Origin of the sequence: Usitatibacter palustris, from assembly GCF_013003985.1 — a bacterium.
Classification (GTDB): Bacteria; Pseudomonadota; Gammaproteobacteria; order Burkholderiales; family Usitatibacteraceae; genus Usitatibacter; species Usitatibacter palustris.
In genome coordinates this window covers 3,711,275-3,723,649 of sequence record NZ_CP053073.1, presented here as the reverse complement: position 1 = coordinate 3,723,649, position 12,375 = coordinate 3,711,275, and the positions used below count along the sequence as shown (strand labels likewise).

At 67.5% G+C, this 12,375-nt stretch carries 9 protein-coding genes; 5 read left to right on the top strand and 4 right to left on the bottom strand.

What is annotated here, in order from left to right; genetic code table 11:
* Window positions 1–75: 75 nt before the first annotated feature.
* On the bottom strand, window positions 76–1,164 hold the full coding sequence (locus DSM104440_RS18075) for a helix-turn-helix transcriptional regulator (protein WP_171165135.1): 1,089 nt from the start codon (window positions 1,162–1,164) through the stop codon (window positions 76–78).
* Between the two features lie 140 nt (window positions 1,165–1,304).
* Here DSM104440_RS18075 and DSM104440_RS18070 point away from each other — a divergent pair, with 140 nt between their 5' ends.
* From DSM104440_RS18070 to DSM104440_RS18060, 3 genes are read left to right on the top strand one after another with little or no spacing between them, the layout of a single operon-like run.
* Window positions 1,305–4,367 carry a Calx-beta domain-containing protein gene (locus DSM104440_RS18070; RefSeq protein WP_171165133.1) on the top strand — a complete coding sequence of 1,021 codons (3,063 nt, stop codon included), beginning with the start codon at window positions 1,305–1,307 and terminating at the stop codon, window positions 4,365–4,367.
* Entirely contained in the window at window positions 4,364–4,843 is a 480-nt protein-coding gene (locus DSM104440_RS18065) for a hypothetical protein (protein WP_171165131.1), read from the top strand. The genes DSM104440_RS18070 and DSM104440_RS18065 overlap by 4 nt, the downstream gene beginning before the upstream one ends.
* On the top strand, window positions 4,840–6,915 hold the full coding sequence (locus DSM104440_RS18060) for a hypothetical protein (protein ID WP_171165130.1): 2,076 nt from the start codon (window positions 4,840–4,842) through the stop codon (window positions 6,913–6,915). Before DSM104440_RS18065 ends, DSM104440_RS18060 begins: the two co-directional genes overlap by 4 nt.
* A gap of 92 nt (window positions 6,916–7,007) precedes the next feature.
* Here the strand turns inward: DSM104440_RS18060 and dacB are convergent, their stop codons facing one another.
* From dacB to DSM104440_RS18045, 3 genes are read right to left on the bottom strand one after another with little or no spacing between them, the layout of a single operon-like run.
* The gene (dacB, locus tag DSM104440_RS18055) at window positions 7,008–8,405 is read right to left on the bottom strand and encodes a D-alanyl-D-alanine carboxypeptidase/D-alanyl-D-alanine endopeptidase (RefSeq protein WP_171165129.1); all 1,398 of its coding nucleotides are present in this window, start codon (window positions 8,403–8,405) and stop codon (window positions 7,008–7,010) included.
* Complete coding sequence (locus DSM104440_RS18050; protein ID WP_171165128.1) at window positions 8,395–9,669, bottom strand: adenosylmethionine--8-amino-7-oxononanoate transaminase; 1,275 nt, start codon at window positions 9,667–9,669, stop codon at window positions 8,395–8,397. Before DSM104440_RS18050 ends, dacB begins: the two co-directional genes overlap by 11 nt.
* Before the next feature lie 7 nt (window positions 9,670–9,676).
* Window positions 9,677–10,006, bottom strand: coding sequence for a hypothetical protein (locus tag DSM104440_RS18045; protein ID WP_171165127.1), 330 nt, complete (start codon window positions 10,004–10,006; stop codon window positions 9,677–9,679).
* 300 nt (window positions 10,007–10,306) lie between these two features.
* Here DSM104440_RS18045 and DSM104440_RS18040 point away from each other — a divergent pair, with 300 nt between their 5' ends.
* Window positions 10,307–10,939, top strand: a complete 633-nt coding sequence (locus tag DSM104440_RS18040) for a diguanylate cyclase (protein WP_171165126.1) — start codon at window positions 10,307–10,309, stop codon at window positions 10,937–10,939.
* A gap of 56 nt (window positions 10,940–10,995) precedes the next feature.
* Window positions 10,996–12,345, top strand: a complete 1,350-nt coding sequence (cls, locus tag DSM104440_RS18035) for a cardiolipin synthase (RefSeq protein ID WP_212758134.1) — start codon at window positions 10,996–10,998, stop codon at window positions 12,343–12,345.
* Window positions 12,346–12,375 lie beyond the last annotated feature (30 nt).

Sequence of the window (12,375 nt, the reverse complement as noted above, 5' to 3'; positions counted from 1 at the left end):
GCGCGGGCCACATCGTGACTCCTTATTGTCCAATAGTCCGGGGTAGTCGAATGGCGGGGCGCCAATTCGACAGGGTCAGACGACGAGTTCGTCCACCCGGATGCACAGCTCCCTGACCGAATGGACGTCGAGCCGGGTGTAGATCTTCCGGACGTGGTCCGAAACGGTGTTGGGCGCGATGGAAAGCGCGGCCGCGATCTGGCGCTGCGTATAGCCCGCCCGCATGAGGGCGCACACCTCGGTCTGCGCGATCGAGAGGTTGAGCCCGGAGAGCGCGCGCCGCCAGGCCACCGCGCGCGGCTCCTGGTGCTGGATGCTCACGTGGATCGCGCCGGGCGCGCCTTCGGTGGCCGCGGCGAGCGGCTCGGCCTCGAAGACGAACCGCCCCCACGCGTTGTCCACGGTGAGGGCGACCTGGTGCCGCGAAGCGCGCTCGTGCCGATGGATCTGGTCGGCCAGCAGCTGGAGCGTGCCGAAGTCGGCCACGCTGGGAACGCGTCCCGCGGATTCCGGCGTGATGCCGCCGTGCGAGAGCAACAGCATCTTGTGCGCGTCCTGCGACAGGTGCAGGAGCGCGCCGTCTCCCGCGAGGTTGAGCACCGCACGCCGCTCGCGCCGCGCGACGAAGTCGAGCGACATCACGTTGTCCACCGTGAGGGCGCGCGCGATGTAGGGCGTAAGGTCCGCGAGCAGGCGCTCCTCGGCCTGCGTGAAGGGCGGATCGCCTTTCTCGCGATAGAGCACGAGCGAACCGAGCGGCCGGCCGTGCACGTCCTTCACGATCGCCTCCACGCGGCTGTGCAGGCCCTGCGGCCGCCAGATCTCGTTGTAGAGCGCCGAGCGGAAGAACGTCGCGCTGTCGAGCTCCGCCGCACTGCGGATCGAGGCGCGCCCGGTGACCGTGTCCTGGAACGAGCCCATCGCCTCGATCTCGCCCGCCTGGTTGTAGAACGACTCGAAGTAGTGGCGCGCGATCTCCGCGTCGATCGGCCCCTCGAAGAAATAGCGCACGAGGCGGCCCTGCTCGTCGGTCCAGTCGAAGAGGTTGCGCGACGAGGGAATCGCGCGATGCAGCGCCTCGAGCAGCGCCGGGATGAGCTGCTCGCCCGGAAGCCCGAGCGCGCACAGCGCGCGCACGCTCGCGACGGTGGCTGCGTGTTTCATGTTGGTGCGCATCCTTTGAACATCGCACTCCCTGCGGGCGCGGCGATACCCCCTGCTCAGGGGGTGTCCCGCCGACGCCGACATTCTAGATTGCCTCAACAACAAGAAATGATTCAGGGGAGTTTTGCTTGCGAGGTCGTGTGTTCCGCATCGCGACAGCTGCAGTTGCAGGGGCGTGGTTTGCCCTTGCCGCACTCATCCCCCTTCCTGCTCACGCCCAGCGGCCCTCGCCCCTTCCGGGGACGCCCGAGGCTGTCGGCGAAGGCCTGCGCAACATTCCCGACGAGCTCCTCACGCCGGAAGGCCGCAAGCTCAAGGCTGAAGTGCTGCGTGGCGCTCAACCGGCCAACACCACGAACGTGATGCCGGGCGGCGGTACGCCGCGCCCGGGCTCTTCCGCCGACTCCGCGAAAAGCCTCTACGACGCGACCGAGCCGATCGTCCCGCGCGGCAACGCCGACATCGACGCGGTGAAGGCGCACGCCGAGGCGATCCTCGCGCTCGCCAACGAGTGCACCGGTTATCCATGCCCCGTCGTCGAAACCTGCGAGACCGCGACCAAGCTCGCGCAGTCGCTGATCGACGCGGAAGCGTATCTCGATGAAATGGTCGGCGCGCTCAACCGCGCGGCCGCAAGCTCGGCGCAGGCGCACAACAACGTCATTTCGCAGGCGGGCATCTCATCCGCGAACCTCGACCGCGCCATCCGCGTGCTCGCGATCCGGGAGTTCTTCACGAACTTCGCCTCGATGATGATGAACCTCGCTTCGCTCGCGGGCGACGTCGAGGGAATGATCAAGGATGGCACGGTCCTCCCCGGCGACAACCTCGCCGCGAAGCTCGACGGCCTGTATCAAACCGCGAAGGACGTCGAGAACGTCATCCAGGACGGCATCAAGACGGGCACGTCGATCTCGGGCGGGGATCCGGACAAGGTCTCGGCCACGCCGGTGGCCTCGCTCACCGAAGGCCTCGGCCTCACGCCCGAGCAGGCGAGCCGCGTGAACGACTTCAAGGGCTATGCCTCCGACCTCGCGAACGCAGCCGACAAGATGCGCGCGGAAATGAAGGCGGCGAAGGAGGCCGGCGAGAAGTTCAACATCAAGGGCGAGGCCGGCAGGAACCTCGCCGCGGCCCTCGCCAAGATCGCGTTCACCGAACTGAAGGGGATCTCCGACGCGAAGATCAAGGAGGACAAGGACTACATCGACCAGCTGATGAAGGACCTGACCGCCGAGCAGAAGATCCTCGCGGAGCTCTTCCTGCAACGCGGTCGCATCGGCGAGCGACGCAACGCCGCTGACGACGCGCTGGCCAAGGTGCGCCTCGCGCGCGCGGCCCTCGTCGCCTGCCTCGCGAAGACGTGCGGCGTGCCGACGATGACCCGGCCCCGGCTGCCCGACTACTACGCGCCGCCGCCCGGGATGTCGCAGGCGGACCTCGCCAAGTACCACGGCTGGGGCACGGCGCTCCGGGACCTCAACGTGCGCCTCGCCAACGCGGAGATCGCGCTGCGCGACCGCTTCATCGTGAAGAACCTCTGCACCGGTGGTGGCGGCGGGACCTTCACCGATCCGGGCCGCGGTGGCGACATCGGCGTGATCCCCGGATGGGCGGGCTCCTACAACCGGTTGAAGGCTGCGTGCCCCGAGTGCCAGCCGCAGGCCGACGCCCTGTCGGCGATCCTCGGCGAGCTCATCTACCTCGACCGCGAGATCGCGCGCCTCAACGAGGAGTTCAGGAGGCAGGAAGGGCTGATCGAGCAGATGGGCAAGCTCAAGCACCAGCTCGAGCAGCTCGACGCGAAGCGTCGCGAGATGCGCGAGAGCATGACGGGCCTGGGCTCACTCGTGCCGGGCCGCTCGCAGGAGCTCGAGCTGATGAATGGGAAGCGCGCCGAGCTCATCAGCGAGAGGGACTACCTGCGCCGCGAGGCGGAGCGCATCGACGCGATGAAGGACTCCTTCAAGGAGCTCGCGAAGCGCCGCACGGAGGTCGCCGCGAGGGAACCCGCCGCCTCTGAAGCGCTGCGCGCGTGCGAAGAACGCTACTGCACGCCAGTCACCGTCGACGTCGTGATCGGTGTCTTCGGCCACAACCCGTTCAATCCCACCGATCCCATCGGCGTCATCGGCGGCGGCACGGGGCCGGTCACCCCCGGCGCGCCCGGGACGATCACTCTCTCGTCGGCCACGTACTCGGGCGGCGAGGGCGGAGCCGTGCTCATCACCGCCGTTCGCAGCGGCGGAGCGCAGGGCATCGTGAGCGTGGGCTATGCGACGGCCCCCGGTTCGGCCACGCCGGGCGCGGACTACGCGGCAGCGACCGGACGGCTGCGCTGGGAAAGCGGCGAGACCGGCGGCAAGACCTTCGTGATCTCGATCATCGACGACACTCAGGTCGAGGACGCGGAAACCTTCACCGTGGTGCTCGACAACGTGGAAGGCGGTGCTTCCATCGGTGCGCCCTCGCGCGCGACGGTGACCATCGCCGACAACGATTCGGTCGCGCCGCCGCAACCGGCGGGCAACCTGCAGTTCACCTCGGCGACGTATTCGGTCCAGGAGAACGCGGGTGTCGTGACTGTCCTCGTCACGCGCACCGGCGGCAGCGCGGGCCAGGTCACGGTGCAGGCGCTCACGGGCGGCGGCTCGGGAAGTGCCAGCGTCGGCTCTGATTACCAGTCCACGCAGGCCACGCTCGTCTGGGAGAACGGCGATACCGGCACCAAGAGCTTCACGGTGTCGATCGTGAACGACACGATCCTCGAGGGCAACGAAACGTTCCAGGTCGCGCTCAACGGCCCGACGGGAGGAGCCACGCTCGGCGCGCCGTCGGTGGCCTCCGTCACGATCATCGACGACGACCAGGACACCGGTCCGTGCGGTCCGACGGGCAACGCGTGGACGCCCAACGCAGGCTCGCCTTACTCGTGCGGCGGAAGCTGCTCGCCCACGCCCACGCCGCAGAGCGTCACGGTGAGCGGACTGCGCGTCACGGTCTCGCCGTTCGACGCGGTCGGCCCCGCGACCTTCACCGGTTGCACGGCCACGCTCAACTCCGACAGCAGCACGCTCACTTACTTCGGCCAGGCGAACCACCGCGCGACGATCACGCGCACGAGCAACAACTCGTTCACCGCCAACATCGTGAGCAGCGGTGGTGGAACCTGCACGATGGCGTGCTCGAGGAGCGGACCATGAAGCGCGCCCTGCTTGCGGTCCTTGTCCTCGCGTTCGCCGTCGCGGCGCCGGCGCAGGAGTCGCGCAGTTTCAATCCGATCGCGCGCCCGGCCGCACCCTCGGCCACGCCCGAAGGCGCGGTTCGCATCTCGCCGCCGATTCCCGTGCCGCGCGATCGCGTCGAAGGCGTGGTGAACTCGATCGCCAATGCGTGGACGGCGCGCCGCCTGCAATCGATGCTCGCTGCGAGCTTCCCCAACCGCGACCAATTGAGCGACGCACTGGTCTCGGCGCAGCAGAAGGACGCGCGGCTTCGCGTGACCGCGATCCAGGGCTGGCAGGTGATCGACCAGTATCGCCAGGGCGGGCGCATCGTCTCGAAGCTCAACGTCACCGTGCGCACCCAGGTGGAGTTCAACGACGCCACCGGATTCCAGCGGCGCGACGGCACCAACGAATGGGTGGTCACGATTCGCGGACGCGGGGACCAGCCGTGAGGCTGCGCGGGGCGGTGCTCCTCGCGCTGTGCGCGGCGGGCGCGGCGCAGGCCCAGGAGCTCGTGATCTCGGGCTCGAACACCGCGCGCTGGGAACGCTACGACACGCGCGGCCTGCAAACGGCCTCGCCCTATCCGTTCTCGCTCACCACGGGCTATGACGAGCTCGCGGTGAACGCGACGTGGCAACCGTCGTCGTTCGATCGCTGGCGCGGGCACGTCGCGGGGGTGATCAACGATTCACCGTACCGCGCGCAGGACCGCGACATCGTTCCCGAGCGCCTGCTCCTCTCGCGCGAGAACGGCGAGGGCGCGATCGCCTACCGCGCCGAAGCCGGTGACTTCTTCGCGTTCACCAGCACGCGCACGCAGCAGCGGCCGCTGAAGGGCGTGGCGGTCGAGCTGCAGCCCTCCGGCGACCTGCGCCAGTCGATCCTCCTCTTCGCCGGCGCGTTCCAGAATTCCTGGCGCCATCTCCAGTGGGACGACGACAACTCCTACGGCGCGTCGTGGCTGATGGAGCTGGGCCGCGTGCGCCTCACGGCGAACCTGCTTCGCAACGAGCGCGCGGACCAGACACAGGATGTGGCGAGCCTTGCCGCCGAAACGCCATTCTCGCTCGGATCGACGCAGTGGCGTGCCGAAGCGGAAGTCGCATACCTGCGCGGCGATCGCGACGACTCCGGTCTCTTCGCGCAACTCTCGGGTTCGCTCACCGGCACCGGGCTCTCGTGGCGCTTGCGCGGCGAACGCTACGGCCAGGACTACCGGCCCTTCGGCGCGACGATCATTCCCGACCGCCGGGCCGCCGAGGCTCACCTCAACTACCTCACCGCGGGCGGCCTCGCGTGGCGCGCGCGCGTGCAGTCGTGGCGCGACTTCGCCGAGAGCGCGAACCCGCTCGAGACGCGCGTGATCGGCGCGGGCGTCGCGGGCCCGGTGTTTGGCAAGGGCAACCTGGGCGTCGATGTGTTCGGCCAGGAGCTCGAACGCGAGGACCGCTCGCTCGACCAGCGCAACGTCACGGCCAACGCGTACTACTCGCAGTCCTTCGGTCCGTGGGTCGTCAGTGGGAACCTGCTCTACCAGCGTGTGGACGACCGCGTGCTCGTCGGCACCGATCCGCGCACCAAGCAGGTCGGCGTGAACGTGTTGTATCCGGTTTCATTCGGCGTCGTCTCGGGAAGCATCGGCGCGGGCGTCCTGTGGCGCGACGTGAGCGGCACGCCGTTCGCGACACGCGACGTGCAGCCGACCGTGCAGCTCTCGCTCTTCGGCGGCCCGCATCGCTTCAACCTGAACGCCGGCCGCCTGGCGCAGGATCCGTCTGCACCCGCGGCGCCGGACCTCGACACCGTCAACTTCGCAGCGGACTACCGGTATCGCTGGGGCCGCCACGAATTCGGCGCCGACATCACCGTGTTCGATCGCAAGCCCTCACCGGGCGAGAAGACCGAAGCGTATCGCGCGGGTATCACGTGGACGTACTACTTCGACAGCACGCCGACCGTCGCACCCGCGGGCGCACCGCTCGCCGTCGTGGGTGGAGCCGCGGGACCCATCACGCGCGATGCGAGCGTGCTGACCTCGATCGCACCGGGCGACGGACTCGACGACACGCTCACGCGCCTCTCCGCATCGGGAATCACCGGCGGTACGCGCGAGCCCACGGCCGTCGTGTACGAAGTCCGGTTGCTGCCCGAGGTCGAGGAGCGCCAGCGCCTCATGCTCATGAACGCGCACGGGCGCATCGACCGCGCCGCGCTCGTGGTTTCGCTCTCACCCACCGGAGGCGGCGACGACCCCGCGCGGGTCTACGAACGCGTGCTGCGTTCGATGATCGAGCGCTTCGGCCGCCCTGCCACGACGTTCGAGGAAGGCACGTTCGGTGCCGGCTTCACGCGCGACCTCGCAGCCGGTCGCTTCATCCGCATCGCCGAGTGGATCACGCCCGGCGGCACGCTGCGCCTGGGCATTCCACGCCGCCTCGACGGGGTGGCGCGCATCGAAGTCCACCACGCGCGCAGCTTCCCCACCCCCCGCGACACCAACTGGGGCGTGGAACCGAAATAAGTGGGGTCAGACTCGACTTAATTTGATTCTGTGGATAACTGGGTGGGGCTTCAGTTATCCACAGAATCAAATTAAGTCGAGTCTGACCCCACTTATTTCCCGCGTTGCACCCAGTCCACTAACGCATCGAACGCCGGCTGCGCCCGGTTCGCGTTGTCGTGGTTTGCGACGATCACCACCACCCACCGTCGCCCTTTCGAGTCGAGAACGTAGCCCGCAACGCTTTGCACGCCGGTCAGCGTTCCGCCCTTGAGGTGCGCCTGGCCGGCGGCATCGCCCACGCGCTTCTTCAGCGTGCCATCCACGGCGAACACCGGGAACGACGAGATCAGCTCGGGCATGACCGAGCTCGCCCATGCGCTGCGCAGCACGGCCGCCAGCGTCGCGGCACTCGCGCGCTCGGCACGCGATAGCCCCGATCCGTTTTCGAGCACGAGCTCCGGGGCGGCGATGCCTTTCGTCTTCAGCCATTCGCGAACGACGCGCGTGCTCGCTGCAGCGTCACCGGGCACGCCGGCCTTCTCCGCCGAGAGCGTGAGGAACACCTGTCGCGCCATCACGTTGTTCGAATACTTGTTGATGTCGCGCACGAGCGAGGCGAGGGGCTCGGACTCGTGCATATAAAGGAGGCGGCCTTCGGCGGGTGTCGCGCCGGGCCGCACCTTGCCCAGCAGCGTGCCGCCCACTTCGCTCCAGATCCAGCGAAACACCGACTCCACGTAGCGGTCCGCATCGAAGACCGAGAGCGGCCAGGTGTTCTCGCCGCACGACGCGGGATAGGTGCCGGTGAAGTTCGCCGTCGCGATCAGCCCCATCTCCACGATGTCGTACTTGAGACCGCGCCGCCACGCGCCGCACGGCTCCTTCACGAGCTTCAGGGAGCTCGCGATCTCCACGTTGGGCAGGTCCGGCTCGCCCATCACCCGAACCCCGTCACCCTCCGGAACAAACCGAAAGTCCACGGCCTTGAAGTTGATGAGCAGCGCATCGGGCCCGACGTTGTACGCGCGCCGCGATTCGCCGTCGAACTTCGCGGGGTCGTGCACGGCGGGCGCGAAGTACGAGCGATCGAGGATCACGTCGCCGCGGATCTCGCGCAGCCCGCGCGCGCGCAACGAATGCGCGACCTGCCAGAGCCGCTCGTACGAGAGCTTGGGATCGCCGCCGCCGCGAATCGCGAGGTTGCCGTCGAGCACGCCGTTCGTGATCGTGCCGGTCACCGTGAAGTGCGTGCGGAACGTGAAGGCAGGGCCGAGGAGATCGAGGCCCGCATACGTCGTGATGACCTTGATCGTGGAGGCGGGGTTGAGCGGTTTGCCCGCGTTGTGATCGACGAGCGCGGTTCCACCTTCCACCGGCACGACGATGGCGCCCACGGCCGAAAGCGGAACGCCGACGCGGGCAAGCGCGTCACGTACTGGCGCGGGCAGTTCGGCCGCGAAAGCGAGCAGCGGGAATGCGAGGACCACGAATGCGAAGCTACGCAGCATCGGCGATGGCCACTCCTGCATCGACGAGCAGATCGAACTCGGCTTCGCTCACGATGTAGGGCGGCATGAAGTAGACGGTTTTCCCGATGGGCCGCAGCAGCACGCCGCGGCGGAGTGCCAACTCGAAGGCCTTCCGCGCGAACTGCGGATCGGCGCTCTCGACTTCGAAGGCCCAGATCATCCCGAGGTTGCGCAGGTTGCGCACGTTGCGGTGCTTGGCGAGCGCGTCATGCGCGGCTTCCGAAAGGCGCGCCGCCCGCTCGCGATTGGCATCGATCACATGGTCGCGCTTGAAGATGTCGAGCACGGCCAGTGCCGCGCGGCACGCAAGCGCGTTGCCGGTGTACGAATGCGAATGCAGGAAGCCGCGCGTCACGTCGTCATCGTAGAACGCGGCATACACCTCGTCGCTCGAAAGGACGCACGACAGCGGCAGGTAGCCGCCGGTGATTCCTTTCGACAGGCACAGGAGGTCGGGCGCAATGCCGGCCTGCTCGCACGCGAACATCGAGCCCGTGCGCCCAAACCCCGTCATGATCTCGTCGGCGATGAGCAGCACCTCGCGCTTCGTGCAGAGCTCGCGCGCGCGCTTGAGATACGCCGACGGATACATCCGCATCCCGCTCGCCCCCTGGACGAGCGGCTCGACGATGAGCGCGGCAATTTCTCCCGAATGCTCGGCAAGAACCTTCTCCAGTGCTTCGATCGCCCCCGCGTCACCCGGGAAGGGAACGAGAATGTTCTCGCGGAGGAGCGGGCCATACGCATCGCGGAAGATGGCGACGTCGGTGACGGAGAGCGCGCCGATCGTTTCGCCGTGATAACCACCCGCGAGCGCCACGAAGCGCTTCTTGCCGGGGCGGCCGCGGTTGGCCCAGTAGTGGAACGCCATCTTGAGGGCGATCTCCGCGGCCGAAGCGCCGTCGGAAGCGAAGAACGCGTGCCCTAGCCTGCCGGGTGCGAGCGCCGAGAGCTGCTCCGCGAGCGCCACCGCCGGCTCGTGCGTGAAGCCCGCCAGCATCACGTGCTCGAGCTTGCCCATCTGGTCGAGCAGCGCCGTATTGATCTCGAAGTTCGAATGCCCGAAGAGGTTCACCCACCAGGAGCTCACGCCGTCGAGGTAGCGCCGTCCCTCGAAGTCGATGAGCCACGCGCCTTCGCCGCGGGCGATGGGCAGCAGGGGAAAGCGCTCGTGCGCCTTCATCTGCGTACAGGGGTGCCAGATGGCGGCGAGGCTTCGGGCGACGACCTCGCGGTTGCTCACGCGCGCGTCAGCCGCCGGGGGCGATGCGGTTGATCTGGTGGACCACGGCGGCGGTGGCTTCCTTGGCCAGGGACTCGAGCGATTCGCGGGGCAGGTCGTTCTTGCCCTCGGTGACCAGGCACATCGCGGTGAAGAGGGTGCGCGTTTCGACGAATCCCAGTGCCGCCGCGCCGGTATCGCGCAGGGAGGTGAACACGGCCGGGCCGTCGGCGTTCACGACCACGCCCACGCCCGCCTTCAGCAGCGCGGGGCCGCCGTGCTGGTCGAAGTGCGCGGAGAGCTTTGCGAGGACAAGGGCCTCGAGCTCGGCTTTTTCTTGGGGTCCGATGAGGGGCACGCGGGAATTCTACAAGCGATTTTGTCATCCTGAGGAGCGAAGCGACGAAGGACCTGCTTCAGGGGGTTAACAACGCGGCAGCGCGCTTTTCTTGAACCCCCTGAAGCAGGTCCTTCGTCGCTTCGCTCCTCAGGATGACAGGGGGGCAGTGGGATTCCACTGACAGCGCCTCGGCATCCCCACTGGCACCCAATCCGACAGACTGCTAGCAACATCGCTCCATCGATCCATGGCAGAAGAGACGTGCACGACATTTGCTTGCGTTATCTCGTGTTCCACACACCGGGAGGGTTACGCGCCATGCATCTGCTCGACTGCATTGAAACGCAACTCGTTTCCAACCGGCTTCCGCTGGTGGGGGTGACGCTCGCCGCCGTCCCCTACGCGAATACGCCGGTGGTCCTTACGCTGCACTGGCATGGATTCGTCGAGACGCGCCTCGCGGACGTCACCGACGCCAACGTCGTCGCCTACCAGACGGTCCCCAGCTCCGCGCTGCAGATCAACGAGCGCTGGGACCGCTTCGAACAGCTCGAAAGCTCCATTCTCGATGTCGCCTGGGAGCTCGGCGCGTGGGACCTCGCACGCACCGAAGCGTTGCCCTATGTCCGTCCCGGTGCAACGGCCACCGAAGCGATCGCCTGCCAGGGTGCCTTCGCCGCCCAGCCACCGCTCATCGACGGCCAGCCCGCCGTGGTTGCGGAAGTCCCGGATGCCGGTGACCTCGTCGAAGCCGCGGCGCGCTCGGGTTACGTTTCGTGGCTCTTCCGGCCCGTGCACGGCGGCCTCTGGGCCGATCTCGCCGAAGACCTCACGCTCGAAGAGGGCGGTTATCGCAACCCGCCCTGCCCCCTTCTCAGTGCTCCCACCCGGCCCGGCCGCAGCCGTCGCGTGGTGTACCAGTTCGGCCGCAGTGACAGAATATTGAGCTAAGAGGTGTCATCCTGAGCATCGCGAAGGACCTGCTGATCGCGTCGTCATTGAGCGCGATGCTCATCGCAACCGCGAGTTGCGCGATGCCGCCCATCGAGCGGGAGATGCTTGCCTCCCGCAACGAGCCGGTGAAGCTCGACGGCGCGCGCGGCACGCTGACCGCGGCGCAGAGCAAGGCCATCCTCGACAACATGAAAGCCCGCTCGCCCGAGACCGCGATCTTCGATCGCCATCTCGCGGTGGAGGAAGCGATCGCCGGCAGCCCGCTCAGCGTCGGCAACAAGGTGACCCTCCTGCAGGACGGCCCCGCGACGTACAGGGCGATGTTCGAGCAGATCGCCAAGGCCAGGGACTCCGTCCACCTCGAGATGTACATCGTCGAGGACGACGAGATCGGCGAGAAGTTTGCCGAGGCGCTGCTCGCCGCGAAGAAGCGCGGCGCCCAGGTGAACCTCATGTACGACTCGGTGGGCTCGATCAACACGCCGCCCGAATTCTTCAAGCGCCTCGCCGACGGCGGCATCGAGGTGCACGAGTTCAACCCCGTGAACCCGATGAAGGCGAAGAAGGGCTGGGAGTTGAACGAACGCAATCACCGGAAGCTCCTCATCGTCGACGGCAAGGTCGCGTTCCTGGGCGGCATCAACATCAGCGGCGTGTATTCGGCCGGCTCGGCCACGCTTCGCAGGTCGAATTCCGGCCCCCAGAGCAACGGCCGCTCGTGGCGCGATACGCAGCTGCAGATCGAAGGGCCCGCGGTCACCGAGTTGCAGAAGACCTTCGTCGAAGCGTGGATGAAGTCGGCCAAGGAACCGCCGCCGCTCAAGAACGCCTATCCGCAGTTGAAGCCCGAAGGCAAGGAAGTGGTGCGCACGCTCGCCGGCTGGGGCGACCACGAAGTGAATCCGATCTACGTGACGCTCATCTCCGCCGTGAAGAGCGCGGATAAGTCGGTTCACATCACGATGGCCTACTTCGTACCGGATCCGGTCCTGCTCGCAGCGCTGAAGGAGGCGACGGCGCGCGGCGTGGACGTGACCATCATCCTGCCGAGCTTCACCGACTTCTGGGCCGTCTTCCACGCCGGCCGCTCGCACTACACCGATCTCCTGGAGGCCGGCGTGAAGATCTACGAGCGGCGCGAGCGGCTCCTGCATTCGAAGACCGCCGTCATCGACGGCGTCTGGTCCACCGTGGGCTCGGCCAACTTCGACTGGCGCAGCTTCACGCACAACCATGAGCTCAATGCCGTCGTGCTCAGCCCCGAGTTCGGCGCGCAGATGGAAGCCATGTTCCAGAAGGACATCACCAACTCCGACCTCATCACCCTCGAGGATTGGAAGCGTCGTCCGTTCGAGAACCGGATGCGCGAGGCCGCCGCGAGGATTTGGGAGTACTGGCTCTAACGCCGCTCGACGTCGGAGCCGCCATCGCTC